Here is a 19,575-nt window from a genome sequence, read left to right on the forward strand (position 1 = left end):
AATTTTAAATCCATGAAAACAAATTTCATCTATTATATGATGCTCTTTGGCCTGTCTATCTTACCACTTGGTAAAATAGCAGCTCAGAGCAAGCCCCTATCCCTTGAGGAGGCTGTAAGCTATGCTCTTGCAAACAATAAGGATATTAAAGTACAATCCTTAGAGGAAGATAAATCTTTGCAAGCCGTAAAGGAAGCTAGAAGCAATATGCTTCCTAGTGTAAGTGCTACAGGTGCATATTCTTATTACTTTTCAAAGCCTGTTATTTTTATGCCGGGAAGCTTAACAGGCAATGCGGAAGAGCCTGTAGTGGATGTAGCTGTTGGTGGTAAAAATGCTTTTAATAGCGTGTTAACGGTTAATCAGCCTCTACTTGCGGCAGCCTCCAGGCAGCGGGTAAAATCAACTTTAGTAGCAGGGCAAATTACCAAAGAAAAAACCACTGCTTTAAAAAGTGAGGTGATCCGGCAGGTACATGCGGGATATTACACCATTTTGCTTCTCCAAAAGCAATTGGAACTTCAGCATCAAAGCTTTGAGAGAAATAAACAAGCCTTAGATGATTCAAGATCACTTTTGAAGCAAGGAAAAGCGTTGGTAGTAGATACGCTAAGAAACTATATAGCCCTTCAAAACCTAAAACCCACTATTTCAAGCCTGAAAAGTAGAATCAACATCTCTAAATCAGAGCTCAAGACATTGATAGGTATAAAGGCTGATCAGGAAATAAATTTAAGTGATTCTTTAGTTACAAGTTTATATGATGCAGATAAGCCACTAAGCCTGGAGCAGGCTGTAGAGATAGCTTTGCAGCTAAGACCAGACATTAAAAGCCAGGTACTCACTATTGAGCTTAGTAAAAAACAAATGGATGCAACCAAAGCAGAAAGATTACCAAGCCTTTGGGCAACCGGACAATTTCAAGTCCAAGGGCAAGCCGATAATAAAAGCTTAGCTGACTACAGGTGGCCAAATACCTCTTTTATTGGGGCTCAACTCGTGGTTCCTATTTTTACTGGATTTAAAACAGATGCAAGAATAAAACAAACCAAAATTAATTTTCAGCAAAGCAACATTGGGTTTGAATATACCAAAGAAAAGGTAAGAAATGAGCTTTCTTCAAAACTATCCATCCTGGAAGAAGCCTATGAAAGATGGTCTATTGAAGAGCAAACTGTTAAATCGGCTCAAATAAGCTATAACACTATGAGAGATCGCTATCAGCAGGGCTTGTCTTCAAGGCTTGAATTCACTGATGCAGAACTAGCCTTTTCCCTAGCAAAGATCAATCAATTGCAAGCAGTATTTGATCTGCATATGGCTCATCTGGATCTAGAAAAGGCATTAGGGAGGTTGCAGTAAAAGGCCTTTCTCGTGTTAAGGACCAAAATTCAGTTTGGAATTAAATTATTCATTCTTCAATCAATTTCCATCACAAATAAATAAAAATTTGTATGCCAACTGTTGCTCAAAAAACTCAAAATATACAATATGATAAAAGGTGGACAGCATTATTTCTACTATGTACTGCCCAATTTATGGTCATTATGGATACTTCCATTATTGGAGTAGCGCTACCTGCTATTAAAGAAGCGCTGGGATATTCCCAAGCTAATCTACAATGGATATTTAATGCCTATGTTATTTTCTTTGGAGGTCTGCTGCTCTTAGGAGGTCGTCTCTCTGACTTATTTGGAGCTAGAAAAATCTTTTCGGCAGGTTTTCTGATTTTGACTGTCGCTTCTCTATTGGCAGGGCTTGCCTGGTCTGAGGCTTCGATGAATACAGGAAGAGCTTTGCAAGGATTCGGCTCAGCACTTATTGCACCTGCTGCACTTACGCTTGTCATGAGTATGTTTACTGATCCTAAAGAGTTAGGGAAAGCATTAGGCTTTTGGGGTGCTTCTGCCGCTGCCGGAGGTTCTGCAGGGGTATTTTTGGGTGGCGTTATTACAGAATGGCTTTCATGGCGATGGGTATTCCTGGTAAATATTCCGGTAGGTATACTTGTATTAGTATTTATACCTACCCTATTGCTGGCTGGCAAAAAGAAGCAAGGTAAAATAGATATAATAGGGGCTCTTTCCGTTACCTTAGCTTTAGTGATGGCTGTTTATGCCATTGTGACAGCAGACCAAGCCGGATGGGCATCTTTACAAACCTTAGGTCTTTTAGGAGGAGCCACCGCATTTTTTATAACATTCATTCTCATTCAACGCTCTACCAAAGAGCCTTTGATGCCTCTGCACATTTTCAAGGCACCTAATCTTCCGGCTGCGAATATTGTCATGGCTTTGCTTGCCGCTGCCTGGATTCCTTTGTGGTTCTTTCTGAATTTATACTTACAACAGGTTCTTCAATTTTCCGCTTTTAACAGTGGACTTGCTTTACTTCCAATGACCATTGCGATTATGATTCTAATGGTTGGATTTACAGGCCAATTAGTAGGAAAGTTCGGATTTAAAGCCAATCTGATAGCTGGCTTATTAATATTAACGCTATCGCTTATATTATTTGCGCAGGTACCTGTCAATGGCTCATTTGTGGGTAATGTGCTAGTAGCTTCTTTACTGGCTGCTTTAGGTATGTCTCTTTCTTATATACCCGGAACCATAGCCTCTATGTCAGGGGCAAAACCGGAAGAAACTGGCCTGGCTTCTGGATTGGTGAATACAAGCTATCAAGTTGGTTCAGCTTTAGGGTTAGCGGCTATGGTCGCTCTTGCTAGCTCCAAAACATCTTCACTCCTTCAGGCAGGCTCAGGGCAAATAGAAGCCCTCAATTCTGGCTTTCATGCTGCATTTGTTGGAGCTGCTCTTATTGCAGGCATTGCTACAGTAATTGCTCTAGTCTTTATTAAAAGTAAATAAGTTAGGTTTTATTTGATAGGCAGACCTGCAAAAGTTTCTTTTATCTGTAGATCTGTCTATTACAAAGAAATAAAATAACACTAATATTGTTATGAAAACATACCAAAGGCTCCTTAAGGTAAAAAATGTGGTGAAGGAAACGATGGATGCGATTACCATCTATTTTGACGATGCGGATCAAAAAATCAATTATAAGCCAGGACAATTTTTCACCCTTACTAAAGAGATAGAAGGTAAAAGGGTGAGCAGAACATATTCCATTTGTACTTCTCCTTACTTAGATGCTATCTTGGCTGTAACCATTAAGAAGGTACCCAATGGGGTAATGTCAAACTATTTGGTAGAACATATACAAAAAGGCGATGTATTGGAGGTATCAGGACCAAACGGCAACTTTACAACAGAGTTATTGTATTAAGTTTAATTGATACAAAATTATATTAGGGAATCTTAGGCAAATGATTTGAATTATAGGACATTATGACTTTAATCATACTCTTCTATATTAGCTGTTAATACTTTTGAGTTAACCAATATAATAAGCTTAGCTTAAATAAACTTTATTAACCAAGGGTCTTTTATTGTAAATTTTGCAACCTCTATCTTAAAATTTTGCAAAAACGAAACAAAATTGTGTAAAACATAGTAATTAAAATATAGTTAATTTTGCAATTGCTAAATTTATATTGCTTTGAAAAAAAATGTTAGTATTCTCCTGATGTTTGTCTATTTGCTTTCCATCCCTGGATTAGCCTATAGCCTGCATTTTTGTGGAGAAAAACTAACATCCTATACTTTCAAATCAGCTGAGAAAAAATCTTGTGTTTGCAATCAAGCAAAGACGCAGCAAGAAAATCCTCCTGCAGCCTCTGACTGTTGTGATGATCAGCAAGTAGACCTATCAACAGACAATAAACAGGCTTCGAGTTTTGATTTTAAGTTAGGAGCACCTGCTTACACTTTACTTCCTTTATTTTTCCTACAACTTATTTCAGGACTTCTGTACTCATATGAGGCAGCCTTTTTCCCTGACACTACTCATACATCCTCTTTAAAGGTTCCTATTTACCTTTTGAACCGGTATTTCAGAATTTGATACCCTTCTTATTTACACAGCCGTGTAGCAGAAAGCCTATGCAAAATAGGAGCTAATATCTATTTGCTTTCACGCTGAGGCTCATCACATTTTCTTCTTTTAGTAATTTTTTATTATTGACATGATCAATAGAATCATTTCCTGGTCTATCCATAACCGGTTTTTTGTATGGATAGGTATTGGGCTAATCATCATCGGAGGCATTTACTCTATATGGCAAACCCCCATAGATGCTATTCCTGATTTATCCGAAAATCAGGTTATCGTCTACACAGAATGGATGGGCAGAAATCCGCAGATCATAGAAGACCAGATTACTTATCCACTTGTTTCCAATATGCAGGGTTTGCCAAACGTGAAAGCCATCCGGGCATCTTCTATGTTTGGCATGAGCTTCATTTTTGTCATATTCGAAGACGATACTGATATCTACTGGGCTAGAACAAGGGTATTGGAAAGATTAAATTATGCCCAGCGTTCCCTTCCACAAGGCATTACCCCCACACTCGGTCCGGATGGAACAGGCGTAGGCCATGTATTCTGGTACACCCTGGATGCGCCTGGATATAACTTGGGCGAACAAAGAGCCATTCAGGACTGGTATGTAAAGTTCGCCTTACAGAATGTGGAAGGGGTAAGCGAAGTAGCTTCTTTCGGTGGTTTTCAGAAACAATACCAGATCACCATTGACCCTCAAAAACTGGTGTATTACAACATACCCTTGATGAGCTTACTACAAAAAGTAACGCAGAATAACCGGGATGTCGGCGGAAGCATTTATGAGATGAATGACATGGGCTATATGATCCGTGGCCTCGGCTATATAAAAAATGTAGCAGATATAGAGAACATTCCCCTGGGCATGAACAAGTCTATTCCCATTCTGGTGAAAGATGTGGCTACCGTTCAGATGGGCGGGGAGTTTAGGCTGGGAATTACAGAAGAAAATGGAGAGGGAGAAGTAGTAGGCGGTATTGTGGTGATGCGCTATGAAGCCAACGCCAAAGCAGTAATCGACCTGGTCAAAGAGAAAATGCAGGAAGTAGAAAGAGGCCTTCCACCAGGAGTAAAGTTTAAAATTGCTTACGATAGAAGTGATCTCATTGAAGCGGCAGTAGCCACCTTGCAAGAAGCGCTTTGGGAAGAACTACTGGTAGTGTCACTAGTGGTCATGGTATTTATTTTTCATGTCAGAACGGCCCTGGTAGCTATTATCACCATACCACTGTCTGTGCTGATTGGCTTTATCCTCATTCAACTCTCCGGAATCAGCCTTAATATTATGTCACTTGGAGGCATTGCCCTGGCGATTGGTGATTTAGTGGATGCAGGGATTGTGATGGCTGAAAATACTTATAGGGAACTGACAGATGAAGTGTTAAACAAAGAAAGGGTATAAAATGGAACGGGAACCAATTGTACATACCAGATCTCTCTCAGAAGAGCAAAGAGTCGCAACCATAGAAAGATCTGCCAGGACCGTAGGAAGGGCTGTTTTTTTCTCTATTCTGATCACCCTTGTTTCTTTTGCACCTATACTTTTCCTCACCGGGCAGGAGAATAAGCTCTTTTCACCACTGGTGCTTACCAAAACTTTTACCATGATCGGATCAGCTATTGTGGCCTTACTTATCGTGCCGATGCTGATGCGTACCTTAATCAAAGGCAAGCTCATTCCTGAAAGCCGCAATCCGATTTCGAGATTTTTTATCAGGATATACAGCCCGATAATAAGACTTTGCCTGAGATGGAAAAAAACAGTAATCGCCCTCTCAGTGCTTATCGTGCTGGGAAGTATTCCTTTTATTATCCGGATGGGAACAGAGTTTATGCCGCCACTAGATGAAGGCTCCATTCTGTTTATGCCCGTTACCTTACCGGATATCTCCAACTCAGAGGCCAAACGAATTCTGCAGGTACAGGATAAAATTATTAAAACGATTCCGGAAGTAGAAAATGTGCTGGGTAAAGCCGGAAGAGCCTACACTGCCACAGACAATGCCCCCATGAGTATGATTGAAAGCATCATCATACTTAAGCCCCGTTCAGCGTGGAGGGATGGCATGACAAAAGCAAAACTCATTGCAGAGCTTGATGAGAAAATGCAGATTCCAGGCGTAACCAATGGCTATACGCAGCCCATCATCAATCGGATCAATATGCTTTCTACTGGTATTAGGACAGATGTAGGCGTAAAAATTTATGGTGCTAACCTGGATACCATTTACTCCATTTCCCGGCAGGTAGAAACGGCACTGAAGGGAGTGGAAGGATTAGCAGATTTGTATACCGAACAACTCACCGGAGGAAAGTACCTGGACATACAAATCAAAAGAGACCAGCTAGGAAGATATGGGCTGAGTGTAGATGATGTGAATATGATTATTGAATCGGCCCTTGGCGGAATGAGCTTGACCAACACCGTGGAAGGCAGAGAAAGATTCAGTGTGAGTGTACGGCTGGCACAGGATTATAGAAATGATTTTTCAGAAATTGCTCGCATTCCTATCCAGACAGCCGCATATGGTGTCATTCCTTTGTCGGCTGTTGCAGCAATTGAAATTACGGAAGGCCCACCCATGATCAGTTCTGAAAATGCTTTGCTGCGTGGTACAGTACTATTTAACGTGAGAGGAAGAGACATGGGAAGTGTAGTAAGTGATGCCAAAGAACGCATAGAAGAAGCCTTTGATAAGCTGCCCAGCGGCTACTTTATTGAGTGGAGCGGTCAATACGAAAACCAGATCCGGGCAGAAAACAGGCTAAAAATCATTATTCCTGTAGCCCTTATAATCATTTGCTTTATCCTGTATTTCAACTTCAAATCCATCACAGAACCTTTGATTGTGCTTTCCAGCCTGCCCATTGCGTTGATCGGAGGTGTGTATTCATTGTACTTCTTTGAAGTGAACTTCTCAGTAGCCGTAGCGGTAGGTTTCATTGCCCTGGCAGGTATTGCCATAGAAACAGGTATTCTCATGATTGTGTATTTAAATCAGGCCATCGGGCAATTGATAGCAAGAAAAGGAAATTCCGCTGCTACTATCTCCCGGAAAGACCTAGAAGATGCTGTGTTTGCAGGAGCCGTGTTAAGGGTTAGGCCTAAACTGATGACGGTAATGGCAGATATGCTTGGACTGCTCCCGGTGCTGTTAGCTACCGGGGTAGGAAGTGATGTAATGAAACCTATAACCATACCCTTTGTATTCGGACTGATTTCATCCACATTATTTGTACTGATCGTGCTACCGGTTATCTATCAATTAATTAAAGAAAGGGAGCTTACAAAAAAAGGGAAACTGCAAGTGCTGGACATTAAAGAATAAACAGATGAAGACAACCCATATTTATACCCAAATCATTATGCTGGCCGCCATGGTAAGTTTTCTGCCTCATATAGTCGCTGCCCAGGAGCATGTGAGTTTAGCTGAATTACTTGAGCGGGTAGAAACAACTTATCCTGACATCACTAAATATGAAGCCAACCTGAAGGCAGCGCAAGCAAGAGTAGAAGGTGCCAGGAGCTGGATGCCGCCTACATTTTCTGCCGGCCTCAACCGCATTCCTTATAATGTTTCTATTATGCAAAATGAAATGGACCCAATGAATCAGGCAGGGCTGATGTTTTCACTAGAGCAAATGATACCCAATCCTGCTAAGCTGAATGCAAAGGAAAATTATTACAGGTCTTTAGGGCAAATACAGCAAAAGAATGCCGATTGGGCTAAAAATTCCTACAGGGCTCAGGCAAAAGTCTTCTACTACAACCGCTATATCAATGAAAAGCGCTTAGCCATTATCGGAGAAAGTGAAGAGCTATTGGGGCTTTTTATTAGTACTGCTGAAAACCGCTATGCTTATAATCAGTCGGAATTAAGTAACATTTACACCCTGAAAGCCCGCCTGGAAGAAGTAAAAAATATGCGCCTGATGGCAGAAGCAGGCATTGCTGAATCTACTATAGGCATCAATACACTGCTGAACCGAGATCCGGATCTAACTTTTTCGATTGATACAGTAATGAAGGCGAAAGAGTACGTGAATATATCTGCGGTAACAGCGGCCCAGAACCGGGCTGATATTGAAGCCATGGAAAGCAGTATAGCGTCCATGCAATTAAATAGAGAGGTGATGGCAGCAGGCCGCAAACCCGATTTTGGTGTCAGGGTGGAGCATATGCAGATGTTTGGTATGCCCAATCAATTCTCTCTGATGGGAATGGTCACAATTCCTATTGTTCCCTGGTCATCGGGAATGTATAAGTCAGAAGTAAAGTCTATGAACTTTGAGATTGAAGCGATGCAAAAAGAAAAGGAGGGCATGCAGTTGATGGCCGGTAGAATGATCAGTGAGAAGCTTACGATGCTGAAATACGAAAAAGCACAACTAAAGAATTATCAGGAAAACATCATTCCTGCCTTCAGAAAAAGCCTGGATGTAAATTTTATTGCTTACAGGCAGAATACCGGCAGCTTTGCTTCGCTGATGGATGCCTGGGATATGCTGCTGATGAAGCAGTTAGAAAAGTTGGATAAAGAAGGAAATGTGTTAAAACTTGAAGCAGAATATGAATATGAAACGGGTAATCAATAGGCAATATCAAGTTTATAGAAATTTAATAAGATTGGGATTCCGCATAGGTAGTATACTACTCATGTTTCTGTTAGCAGCTTGCAACCCTGCAACAGAAAAGACTGACCACGAGGGTCATACAATGGGTCCGAATCAGAATCATGCTACATCCACAGTAGATACTTCCTTAGCAGATATTGTGCGCTCGGTAAATCAGACGGTAATTTCCAGCCAGGAAACAGTAGAACCTGTTGTGAAAGCATCCGGAAGTGTAGTTAAGCTAAATGGATATATCAGCGAAGACCCCATGAGAAACCAGGTGCTATCAACCAGGGTGGGAGGAAGGATTGAAAAGTTGTATGTAAAATATAACTACCAGTATATCGGGAAAGGCGAAAAAGTACTGGATTTATACAGCCCCGAATTAAGAACCAGTCAGGAAGAGTACCTGTATTTGTTAAAAAGTAATGCAGATGAAAACCTTATTAAAAGCGCTAAAAGAAAGCTGGTATTACTTGGCCTTTCCGAAACTCAAATTAATAATCTGGAACAGAGAGATAAAATATCACTTACCATAACTATTTACAGTCCTTATACCGGGTATGTTATTCTGGAAAGCGCCAGCCCGGCTATGACAAGTAGTAGAGAAGAAGGTACAGCGGAAGGAATGAGTATGATTGGGGATGCTTCCGCTACCAGCGATAAAGCCTCAGGTAATACGCAGACAAATCCACAATTGAGGGAAGGTGCCTATGTGAATGCCGGACAAACACTTTTTACGATCAATGATTTCAAGAAAGTATGGGCATTATTAGCAGTAGATGTAGAAGACCAGTCTTTTATAACGGAAAATACCCCAGTTAAAGTAGTAAGTGAGGTTTATCCGGATAAACCCATTGAGGGCAAAATCAACTTTATTGAGCCTGTATATAGCGAAGGAATACAATTTATGCAGGCCCGTGTGTATCTGGATAATTCCGAGGAAGATTTGAAAGCAAATTCACTGGTAAGAGCAGAAATTCAGACGGGCAGTCAAGCACGCATGTTAGTACCCAATAGCAGTCTATCCGATTTAGGTGGGCGGAAAATAGTGTGGGTGAAAACAAAAGATACCCCATCCGGAAAAAAGGTGTTTGTGCCTAGAACTGTTTTGACAGGCATCAGAAGTGATGATTTTACTCAAATTACTGAGGGGCTGAATAAGGATGAGGTGATAGCAAAATATGCAGGGTATTTATTAGACAGTGAAAGTATTGTAGAATAATGGAAAGATTAAAAAAATATACACTTTGTATACTTACACTCCTGAGTATGTTTTCCTGGTCATGTAACCGGGAGCAGGGACATGACCATACCAATCAGACGGGGCAAGAAGAAGCTTATTATACCTGTCCTATGCATCCAACTGTGCGGTCTGAAGAGCCTGGTAGTTGTCCTGTTTGTGGGATGGATCTGGTGAAAAAAAACGCACAAAATGCAACACCACAAGCTAATAGGCAAGAGGAAAGTTACTACACCTGTCCTATGCATCCAACTGTGCGGTCCCAAACGGCAGGCAATTGCCCTATTTGCGGTATGGATCTGGTGAAAAAGGAGGCCGGGCAAAGTCATGAAAACATGATCCATTTAACAGAAAGACAGCAGCTTTTGATCAATCTTGGTACTGATACCGCAGGCGTTAAAAACATGCATGAAAATAACCTACTGCTAGGCACAGTGGCGCAGGATGAGAAAAGTGTACAAGTGATCAGTGCCCGGGTGCGTGGCAGAATAGAGAAGCTATATGTACGAAACCCTGGAGAAAGGATCAACAAAGGGCAGTTACTTTATGCTTTATATAGCGAAGAACTATTAGCCGTACAGACCGATTTCATTCAGTCTTTGAAACAGTCCCAAAAATTTGCTTCACAGAAAGAAATACTTGATCAGTTAATAGAGGCAGCCAGAAATAAATTGCTTTTGTGGGGTATGAGCGAAAAGCAAATAGCAGAGCTTTCAAAAGCTGGAAAGCCTTCGCCTTATAGCAGTTTTTACAGTCAGGCGAGTGGCTATTTAGCCGATTTGAAGATAACTGAAGGGGTTTATGTAGAAGAGGGGATGCCTTTGTTTGAAATAGCCAATCTAAGTTCATTATGGATTGAAGCGCAAGTGTATCCCCAGGAGTTCACTATTTTAAAACAGAATCCTACGTTAATAGCCGAATTTGAATCGCTGCCCGGAAAAAAATATACCGCCAAACCAGTTTTCAGCGCCCCGGCTCTGGAAGAAAATCAAAAGATAGGCCTTGTCAGGTTTGCCATCCAAAATCCGGATGAGCAGATAAAGCCTGGAATGATGGCCTATATCCGCCTGAGCCATGGTGGAAAAGAGGCGTTGGTCATACCTAAGTCAGCCCTTTTACTCGAGCAGATGAAAATAGTGTGGGTGGAAGGTGAAAAAGGAATGTTTGAAAGAAGAATGGTAACAACCGGCATTGAAAACAAACGGGAAGTAGAAATTCTTTCCGGCATAGAAGCCGGCGAACGGGTAGTCAGTTCCGGTGCCTATCTGTTAAATAGTGAATTTGTGCTTCAGCAAGGAGGCGCTCAAAAACATACGCATTAATAACACAAACAAATTCATAACTAAAACAAATTCAACATACATAAACCAATTAAAACGATGAAAAAACAAATGAAAAAGGTATTGGCAACAGGAGTTATTGCCCTATTTGTATTCAACTTTACTGCATGTGACTCTAGTACCTCCAATCATTCCACTAGCGAAAATGCTACAAGCGAAGACCACACCGGCCATGCAGATGCAGGTGAAGCCCTAACAAATACGCCTGACCTTACTGCTGTTTCTGAGGAGGTTAAAAATCAAATTGGGGAAACCTATAAAAGCTACATTACTTTAAAAAATGCATTAGTAGCTGCAAATCCGGAAGAGGCAAAAAAAGGCGCTCAGTCGCTGAAAGCAAATGCAGAGAAGGTTGCTAGTGCACCAGTGAATGGAGAAGCAAAAACATTTATCAGTGAACAAGTAGCCATGATCAATCAACATGCTGATCAAATTGCCAGCAGCGGAGATATAGAAGCTCAAAGAGCTCAATTGGATATGCTCTCCACCAGTTTATTTTCTTTAATAAAAGCTACAGAGGCTAACACCGAGACAGCTTATTATCAATATTGCCCGATGGCCAATAATGAAAAAGGCGCCTACTGGATCAGCGAGAATAAAGAAATCCGCAATCCCTACTTTGGAGATAAAATGCTCAAATGCGGAGAGAATAAAGAAACACTATCTGTGCAGTAAGAACAATCAAAAGCTTACGTCTGATATCTTAAATGCTGACTCAAAGTATTGGATGTAAGCTGCTGGTTTTTATTTTTTGAACCACTTATATTGAAACTTCTATAATGGAGATAGCCACATTACATGTGAAAAACATGGTCTGTCCGCGATGTATCAAAGTCGTAAAGGATGATATGGAGAAGCTGGGACTTGAAGTAGAGCACATTCAATTAGGTGAAGTTACAGTAAAATCAGCTGACAGCTCCATTGATATGAATGCTGTGAAAAATATCTTAGTAAGCGAAGGTTTTGAGTTAATAGAAGATAAACAAGGGTTAATAGTAGAAGAAATAAAAACTACCATTATTGAGTTAATCTATTCAGGCAAAATTGAGAATATACACATTAATTTTTCTGATTATCTGGCTGCTATCCTGAATAAGGATTATCATTATATGAGTAATGCCTTTTCAACCCTTGAGCATATAACCGTAGAAAAGTTTTATATTTTACAGAAGATTGAACGGGCCAAGGAACTTCTTTCTTACCATGAATTAAGTCTGGGTGAGATTGCCAGAAAGTTAGGCTATAGCAATATTGCCCATTTTTCCAATCAATTCAAGCGTATTGTTGGAACATCTCCTACTCAATACCGGAAAGAAAATGGCAGTAGAAGAAAGTTTATTGACCAGTTGAAGTAAATTGTTTTATAATCAAATAATTTTTGACAAATCTTAACATGTAGATAAATGGCTCTTTCTCTTATACATCAACTTTTTATATTATATACTTTCATCTCCGTTGTCTTCTATACTCAGGTGCAAGAAGAGGAGCCAATCACTATCGGCTCTGGCCTGCAACCTAAAGCGGTGATTAATGACCATGGGATACTAAAGCTGGTATACGGGTTGGAAGATAACCTTTATTACATAGAATCTACAGACAAAGGTAAAAGCTTTACCAAACCCGCCTTAGTAGCTGGCCTGCCTGAGGGGCTGATGCTTGGGATGGGGAGAGGTCCTCAGATAGCTAGTTGGGGCGATCATACGGTCATTACTGCTGTCAACGAAAAAGGAAATATCTATAGCTGGAAACTAAATAGGCATTCCCAGAAATGGGAAGGCCCCAGTAGAATCAATGATGTAGATACAGTAGCCAAAGAAGGTTTCGTGGCAATAGCTAAGGGTAAAGGAAGTAATATATACTCAGTCTGGAACGATTTGAGGAGTGGTAATAATCAGCTGTATGGTTCAGTTTCAAAAGATGGAGGTAAAACATGGAGTAAGAACAAATTAATTTACGCTTCACCTGATACTACTATCTGCGAGTGTTGTAAAGTATCCATGATTTATAATAACCGCGATAAGCTGTATGTGATGTGGAGAAATCAATTGGATGGATTCAGGGATATGTATTTAGTGTCTGTTGAAGACGGGATGAATAAGGTTTCCTCTCCTGTAAAATTAGGAAGCGGTAGCTGGAAATTGGAAGGATGTCCCATGGATGGAGGTAGCCTCTATAGCGATGAAAAAGGTGATGTAATTACTGTCTGGAGACGGGAAGGAGACATATTTTTGTGTGAGCCTGGTAAAGAAGAAGTAAAATTAGGTACAGGTAAAACGCCAGTTGTAACAAAGAATGAGCAGGGAATCAAGGTATTATGGAGTGAAAACAATGAAATTTTATCGCTTTCTACTACATCCAATAAAATTACTTCCTTAGGGAAGGGACGTTATCCAAATGTTGTTTCAGTAAAAGATTTTACACTAGCATTCTGGGAAACTGAAAACAAAGAAATTGTAGTGAAGCCGTTAGATGCCAAATATTAGATATTTACCTCCAGCTGTATTTATTATCTTATTTTAAAGAGTAAAACCAATAAAGCCATACTAAGTAATAAATGATTCATCTGGTACTTCATTTACTTATGCCAGGCCTGATAGCCTGGATTTTTTTCAGGCATCAGTGGATTCGTGCCTGGCTAATAATGGGGGCTACCATGATAGTTGATGTAGACCACTTATTAGCAACTCCAGTATTTGATCCAAACCGGTGTAGCATTGGCTTTCATCCCTTGCATTCATATATAGCCATTTTCATATATGCTTTGATGGTTCTACTTCCAAAGCTTCGTATACTATCAATAGGGTTACTTATTCATATGCTACTTGACTATCTAGATTGTTTAACTATGTAGTTTGTTCTAACAAATTATGTAAAACTCTCCAAGAATTATGTAAAACCTTTAGGGATTTTATTTGTACAATTAATTGATTTCTGATTTTATCTTTTTGCTCTGATAGAATCCTTTACTGGGCTTGTATAAGCATATGACACACCATATTTAACCTTAAAACTATGACAAACCACCGTTTACTTTCACTGTTAACTTTAGTCTTTGCCTGTTGCTTTGTTTTCACAGGCTGTCAATTTCTTGGATTGCCTGAAGATTTCAATCCTATCAAAGAAAATCAAAAGAAAGAAGCCTTTCATAAAGAGATGGACGCAGCCATGATGACAATGATGAAAGCCATGATGGAAACGCCCATGACTATGGACCCGGATGTTGATTTTGCTAGGATGATGATACCCCACCATATAGGTAGTGTTGATATGGCCCAAATAGAATTAAAGTATGGACATGAAGCAAAAGCACGGCAGTTAGCACAGGAAGCAAAAGATGCAGATGAAGCAAGTATAAAAAGATTACAAGCTTTTCTTGACTCTTATGGATCGCCAGAACCTGTATCTGAAGAAACCTATAGTAAATTTAAAATGAAGATGGATGAAGCCATGAAGAAAATGGAAGAAACAATGGGATCTGTACCTGAAACAATTGATCCAGATTATGATTTTGCTGAAATGATGATACACCATCATCAGGGAGCAATTGATATGTCGAAAATAGAGCTTGAATTTGGGGATGATGAACCTGCTAAAAAGGAGGCACAAATGATAATAGATCACCAGGAAGAAGAAATTATCAAATTAGGTGAATTCCGCAACGAGCATGGCCAGCCTCTTTTCTAAAGAAAGGCAAAGGTGAAAGTAAGACTAAAATTGTCTATTTCAAAGACTCCTTAAGAATTGTTAACCTCAATTAGAATTGTTGATATGGAAATACTTAAATTCAAAACAAACATTAAATGTGGCGGCTGTATAGCAACAGTTACTCCTTTTTTAGACAAAGAAGAAAGCATACAAAATTGGCAGGTGGATACTAGCAGTGCAGACAAAGTGCTTACTGTCTCCGGCCATGATGTAAATCCGCAAAAAGTAAAGAATGTTGTGGAAAAAGCAGGCTTCAAGGCAGAAGTTATACAAGTTGCTGGCATAGGTGGTAAGGATTTATAGATATTCTTGTTGTCAGAATTAATATATAATTAAATCAATATCAGAAATTTTGTAAATAATACTATAAATATTGCAAAACTGCTTGAGATACAGACCGTAGTAATAAATATATTAAACCTAAAATTATATTACTATGTCCCACGAAAAATTTCAAAGCTGTATTGATGCTTGTTTAGCTTGCGCCGTTGAATGTAATCACTGTGCTACTGCCTGTTTGCAAGAGCAAGAGGTACAAATGTTAGCGCGCTGTATAAAATTAGATTTGGATTGTGCCCAAATATGTTCACTGGCTGCTGATTATATGGCTAGAAGCAGTGAATATGCCAGACAAATATGTGATCTGTGTGCTCAAATTTGTGATGCTTGCGCAGCTGAATGTGAAAAACATGCCTCTCATCATGACCATTGCCGTGCTTGTGCAGAAGCTTGCCGACGTTGCGCAGAAGAGTGCCGCAGCATGATGAGCATGAGTAGTAGTATGTAAAAAGGAGCCATTCATTTATAAGGTGAAATTTATATCCTATTCTATCAAATATATTTGGATTTGGTATCTTTAACTGGAGTAAAAAAGTAGGAGGGAAGTGGCTACCTTTCAAGGGCACTGCTTGTGCCCCTTAGCTTTATAAGCCAAACTTAGTTGACGTTTTTCCTAGCGAAACGAGATAAAAAGGGTGATTTAGAAATTATTTTTTCGGACCTATTTCAGACCTGCATATCATAAATATCTGATTTACAGTATATAGTCTACTTGCTTGTAATCAGTAGGTCGTTGGTTCGATTCCGACTGGGGGCTCTTGAAAATCAAGCACTTAGCATTATTTGTTAAGTGCTTTTTTATTTAGTTGCAATACAACTTGCAATACTTTAATTAGATCATCCCAGCTGGCCTACTTAGAATAAAAAAAGCCTCGAATTTTTTAAAATTTGGAGTTTCTCTGATTTTGTATATAGTGAATAGATCTACGTTCATCACTTAACAGTTTACTGTAATTCAATTAGAATAAAAATCCTTTTTATCTGATGTTGTTAGAAAAAGTTAGTTAAATTGATAGGAAAAATATGCAAACTATCAAAGAAAAATGTGAATCTGCACCTATCGTTGCAACTGTTATAATTTATGACCATCAAGAAACACTTATCTATAGTACTTCTGATAACAAAGATTTTTATAATGAGGTATTAGGTGATAAACATCCTACTCCTTTACAAAAAGATGTATTGGTTCCTGATAAAGAAATTACGATTCAAAACAAAAAATATAGAATATACAGAATAGCTATTGAAGGTTATTCTTCCATGACAGAGGGTGTAGCCCAACATCCTATCAATACATTGATCAAAATATATGTTAAGCCCTTATGATCATTCACAAATTGAATCTTATAACAAGACAACATAACCTATATGGGCTTTTTTAACAATCTTTTTGGCACTAATGAACAAGAAATATTAGCAAAAGCAAAAGCTGGAGAGAGAAATTCAGGTATTATAATTTTTGATTTAGCTTATACTTTTGCTGACATACTTATTAACTCAGATGGAAAAAGCAGTGCCTATAAATGTATAAAGTCAGCCAAAAGTGGACAGAAAGGAGTATAAGCGTAAGAGACTTTTTAGTTTGTTTGTAACTTTTGATAAATATAACTTTTTCTTCTTTTTTCTATTGACTGCTTTTTAACTATTTCTCTTTCTTTGAGCTTTTCCTGCTTTTTACCTTTAAAGACATCTACCGGAAGCAGATTATCTAAGGATTCATGATAGCGGAAATGATTATAATACTCCACCCACTCAGCTATACGAATCGATAACTCCTGCGGGCTATAATAGTGCTCCAACAGCAATAAGTTTTTCATCGACCGGTGATAACGTTCTATTTTGCCTTGGGTCATGGGATGTAAGGGTGCACTACGCACATGTTTAATGGATTGTCCCTCAAAATACTGCTTGAGATACTTAGACACATAAGCTGAGCCGTTGTCAGTCAATACACGTGGTCGCTGGTCTTTCTGTAGACCGGCTACTTGCATAGCCTTTTGTAGTGTGCGTTCTGCATCGGTGGCTTGCATGGTCGAACACAGCTCCCAGGACAGGATAAAGCGGGAGTAATCATCCATGACAGTAGATAAATAATACCAGCCCCAACCTTGAATTTTGAAATAAGTAAAGTCTGTTTGCCACAACTCATTGACAGTTGTAGTAGGATTGATAAACTTATCTGTTGCTTCCATTAACCGGTAAGCCGGAGTAGTGATCAGATTGTAACTTTTCAGAATACGATATACGGTAGATTCAGACACAAACCACTTCTGCTCATCAGTGATATAGCAGGCCAATTCCCGACACGATAAATCTGTACGTTCTAAAGCTAGATCTACTACTTTCTGCCGCTCTTGGGTAGGCAACTGATTCCAGTACCCTTTTCTTTGAGGCTTCTTATCTGCTAATCCATCGTAACCTGCCTGTAAATACTTTTTATACCACTTATAAAAGGTAGAACGGTTGATACTTAGTTGCTGTAAGGTAGCCTTCACACCCAGGTCAGATTGTTCAACGATGGTGATAATTTCCATTTTCTCTGATTGAGTCATACGTCGGTACTTTTCTACTCCTGTTCCGCCTTTAAGTTTTTTTTAAGCAAGCGGTTCTCCAGACTCAGTTCTGCCACTAATTGTTTAAGGGCTTCATTTTCAGATTTTATGGATTGCACCTCTGGAGCAGTGGCTTCCCTGGTAGTATCTCCATTGAGCCGTTTTTTACCTGCCTCCAAAAATTCTTTGCTCCATCGGTAGAAGATATTGGTATTCAACCCTTCTCTACGGCAGATTTCTGCTACGGATTCTTCGCCTCTGAGACCTTCTAATACAATGCGTATTTTTTCTTCAGCTGAATAATGCCGTCTGCTCTGTCTTTGGATATCTTTAATAACAGAAAGAACAGGCTTGGACTTTTGCTTTTTGGGTTGTTCTGTAGTGCTTGTAGTGGGAACATTACTTGTTTTGGACATAACCTAGTTTGTTAAAGGGTGGATAATTTAGAAATTTATCTCTTCTTTTTCTTTCCCTTTTGTCCACTTTCATTTGACTACATACACAAGCCATTTTGATAGAAACAAATGTAATAAGATGAAAATAAATATTCAAGAGAAAAGTGGGTTTTCTACAATTTTATTCAGACCAATTTTAATGGTTAAGCCACGATAAATTTTAAACAAATGGCAAAGAAACAAACAATTCCCCAACAAGCACGAATAAGAAAAATTGACCTGTGGCAATCACAAAAAGCAGCTTTCCTTAAAATTAAAACCTATAATAAAGGTAAAAGCTATGGAGCAACTGTTACCACCTCTCAGGTAACTACGATTAACAAAATACTGGAGGATTATATATCTAAGTTTAGACATCATAGCGCTTCCAGAGCAAAGCTTTATATCACCATGGGAAATTTGGCTGAACTTGCAGGATGTTGTGTAAAAACGGCATATAATCACCTATTGCGGTTGGTGCGGGCAGGTTTAGTAAAAAAGAAACTAACCGCCCATAGCTTCGATGGGAAAACGCTTACCCCTTGTATAGAAATTGAACTATGTAGGGACATTGTAAAATTCTCTGAGTTTACCTCTACGCCCTATGTGAATAACCCGGTGGATAGAGGCAAAAACAGAAGATTTATCGCCCCTCCGATAAGTTCTGCAAATATGGACTTGTATAAAGCAGGAGGGCATATTCCGTAATAGTCTTTCTTTTTGTCCTCAGTAAAAGTTACCGACACTTTCTTTTAAGAGAGTTTTAAACGAAAGTTTAAAATGAAAGAGCTGTGGATTATGTGGATAACTTTTTAAAGTATAAAATAAATCAAAGGGAAAAAGAAAAATATAACCAAGCAGCTTTTGCAGAATAAAGAACAAATCTGAAAAATATAAAAGAAAGTTACGAAGTCGGGGCAGTTGTGAGGAGAATGATCCCAACATAGTATCCATTGCTAATGTCTTGCTATACATACAAGATTCCAGTTACGCCCCGTTGCAGGGCTGGCTTTGAAATTAATCCACAACATTATAATATATTAGATACGATGAAGAAAAAATTGCCACCTAAAGATATAAGCGATTCCAGATACAAAACCGTTATTTTTTTCTTTAACGATTCGTCCCAGACCACTACAAGAAAACAAGATTTCTATTCTAAATTCATCGGACAGAAGGAACCTGTGAATGGTTTTGAGTACTGGCGCAACAGGATTTATTGGTACATTGGGCATTCAGAGTTTGGAATCAAATGGGCAGCTATTTATGATAATAAAGATGTAAATCGAGAAAAAGAACCTATTCTGACTATTTTCGGAAATGGTGTTGAAAAAGCGAACGAGGCATCTATTACTACATGTGATTAAATGGAGGCAGCACTCAAA

General features: G+C 39.2%; 21 protein-coding genes. 20 read left to right on the forward strand and 1 reads right to left on the reverse strand.

The window, feature by feature from the left end; genetic code table 11:
• The first annotated feature begins 12 nt into the window (after positions 1-12).
• The 18 genes from Q0590_RS23310 to Q0590_RS23395 all read left to right on the forward strand — a co-directional run bounded on the left by Q0590_RS23310 (position 13) and on the right by Q0590_RS23395 (position 16,767).
• Positions 13-1,362: a TolC family protein gene (locus Q0590_RS23310; RefSeq protein ID WP_302040025.1), complete on the forward strand. Its 1,350-nt coding sequence runs from the start codon at positions 13-15 to the stop codon at positions 1,360-1,362.
• A 92-nt stretch (positions 1,363-1,454) separates the two neighbouring features.
• Positions 1,455-2,870 (forward strand): MFS transporter, encoded by a 1,416-nt coding sequence (locus tag Q0590_RS23315; protein ID WP_302040026.1) that lies wholly within the window; start codon positions 1,455-1,457, stop codon positions 2,868-2,870.
• Between the two features lie 91 nt (positions 2,871-2,961).
• The gene (locus Q0590_RS23320) at positions 2,962-3,288 is read left to right on the forward strand and encodes an FAD-binding oxidoreductase (protein ID WP_302040027.1); all 327 of its coding nucleotides are present in this window, start codon (positions 2,962-2,964) and stop codon (positions 3,286-3,288) included.
• A 273-nt stretch (positions 3,289-3,561) separates the two neighbouring features.
• Entirely contained in the window at positions 3,562-3,966 is a 405-nt protein-coding gene (locus Q0590_RS23325; protein WP_302040028.1) for an HYC_CC_PP family protein, read from the forward strand.
• 121 nt (positions 3,967-4,087) lie between these two features.
• A complete protein-coding gene (locus Q0590_RS23330) occupies positions 4,088-5,365 on the forward strand; it encodes an efflux RND transporter permease subunit (RefSeq protein WP_302040029.1) in 1,278 nt (425 codons plus the stop codon).
• Between the two features lies 1 nt (position 5,366).
• The gene (locus Q0590_RS23335; RefSeq protein ID WP_302040030.1) at positions 5,367-7,292 is read left to right on the forward strand and encodes an efflux RND transporter permease subunit; all 1,926 of its coding nucleotides are present in this window, start codon (positions 5,367-5,369) and stop codon (positions 7,290-7,292) included.
• Positions 7,293-7,296: 4 nt separating this feature from the next.
• The gene (locus Q0590_RS23340) at positions 7,297-8,559 is read left to right on the forward strand and encodes a TolC family protein (RefSeq protein WP_302040031.1); all 1,263 of its coding nucleotides are present in this window, start codon (positions 7,297-7,299) and stop codon (positions 8,557-8,559) included.
• 61 nt (positions 8,560-8,620) lie between these two features.
• Positions 8,621-9,802 (forward strand): efflux RND transporter periplasmic adaptor subunit, encoded by a 1,182-nt coding sequence (locus Q0590_RS23345; protein WP_302040032.1) that lies wholly within the window; start codon positions 8,621-8,623, stop codon positions 9,800-9,802.
• Positions 9,802-11,142 carry an efflux RND transporter periplasmic adaptor subunit gene (locus Q0590_RS23350; RefSeq protein ID WP_302040033.1) on the forward strand — a complete coding sequence of 447 codons (1,341 nt, stop codon included), beginning with the start codon at positions 9,802-9,804 and terminating at the stop codon, positions 11,140-11,142. The genes Q0590_RS23345 and Q0590_RS23350 overlap by 1 nt, the downstream gene beginning before the upstream one ends.
• A gap of 57 nt (positions 11,143-11,199) precedes the next feature.
• Positions 11,200-11,835 carry a DUF3347 domain-containing protein gene (locus Q0590_RS23355; RefSeq protein WP_302040034.1) on the forward strand — a complete coding sequence of 212 codons (636 nt, stop codon included), beginning with the start codon at positions 11,200-11,202 and terminating at the stop codon, positions 11,833-11,835.
• A gap of 134 nt (positions 11,836-11,969) precedes the next feature.
• Complete coding sequence (locus Q0590_RS23360) at positions 11,970-12,515, forward strand: helix-turn-helix domain-containing protein (protein WP_302040035.1); 546 nt, start codon at positions 11,970-11,972, stop codon at positions 12,513-12,515.
• Between the two features lie 48 nt (positions 12,516-12,563).
• Complete coding sequence (locus tag Q0590_RS23365; protein WP_302040036.1) at positions 12,564-13,643, forward strand: sialidase family protein; 1,080 nt, start codon at positions 12,564-12,566, stop codon at positions 13,641-13,643.
• Positions 13,644-13,714: 71 nt separating this feature from the next.
• Positions 13,715-14,011, forward strand: coding sequence for a DUF6122 family protein (locus Q0590_RS23370; protein ID WP_378410446.1), 297 nt, complete (start codon positions 13,715-13,717; stop codon positions 14,009-14,011).
• A gap of 161 nt (positions 14,012-14,172) precedes the next feature.
• Positions 14,173-14,844 (forward strand): DUF305 domain-containing protein, encoded by a 672-nt coding sequence (locus Q0590_RS23375; protein ID WP_302040038.1) that lies wholly within the window; start codon positions 14,173-14,175, stop codon positions 14,842-14,844.
• 84 nt (positions 14,845-14,928) lie between these two features.
• Complete coding sequence (locus Q0590_RS23380; protein WP_302040039.1) at positions 14,929-15,168, forward strand: heavy-metal-associated domain-containing protein; 240 nt, start codon at positions 14,929-14,931, stop codon at positions 15,166-15,168.
• Between the two features lie 133 nt (positions 15,169-15,301).
• On the forward strand, positions 15,302-15,652 hold the full coding sequence (locus tag Q0590_RS23385; protein ID WP_302040040.1) for a four-helix bundle copper-binding protein: 351 nt from the start codon (positions 15,302-15,304) through the stop codon (positions 15,650-15,652).
• 575 nt (positions 15,653-16,227) lie between these two features.
• Positions 16,228-16,530 (forward strand): hypothetical protein, encoded by a 303-nt coding sequence (locus tag Q0590_RS23390; protein WP_302040041.1) that lies wholly within the window; start codon positions 16,228-16,230, stop codon positions 16,528-16,530.
• Between the two features lie 42 nt (positions 16,531-16,572).
• Positions 16,573-16,767 carry a hypothetical protein gene (locus Q0590_RS23395; RefSeq protein WP_302040042.1) on the forward strand — a complete coding sequence of 65 codons (195 nt, stop codon included), beginning with the start codon at positions 16,573-16,575 and terminating at the stop codon, positions 16,765-16,767.
• Between the two features lie 14 nt (positions 16,768-16,781).
• Here Q0590_RS23395 and Q0590_RS23400 read toward each other — a convergent pair.
• A protein-coding gene (locus Q0590_RS23400) for an IS3 family transposase (RefSeq protein WP_378410447.1) occupies positions 16,782-18,172 on the reverse strand; the annotation gives its coding sequence in 2 pieces (ribosomal slippage) (positions 16,782-17,791 and positions 17,791-18,172; 1,392 coding nt in all).
• A 207-nt stretch (positions 18,173-18,379) separates the two neighbouring features.
• On the opposite strand from Q0590_RS23400, the gene Q0590_RS23405 reads away from it, so the two are divergent.
• On the forward strand, positions 18,380-18,898 hold the full coding sequence (locus Q0590_RS23405; protein WP_302040043.1) for a hypothetical protein: 519 nt from the start codon (positions 18,380-18,382) through the stop codon (positions 18,896-18,898).
• Positions 18,899-19,149: 251 nt separating this feature from the next.
• The gene (locus Q0590_RS23410) at positions 19,150-19,557 is read left to right on the forward strand and encodes a hypothetical protein (protein WP_302040044.1); all 408 of its coding nucleotides are present in this window, start codon (positions 19,150-19,152) and stop codon (positions 19,555-19,557) included.
• Positions 19,558-19,575 lie beyond the last annotated feature (18 nt).

This window comes from Rhodocytophaga aerolata, from assembly GCF_030503435.1.
In the GTDB taxonomy this organism is placed as follows: domain Bacteria; phylum Bacteroidota; class Bacteroidia; order Cytophagales; family 172606-1; genus Rhodocytophaga; species Rhodocytophaga aerolata.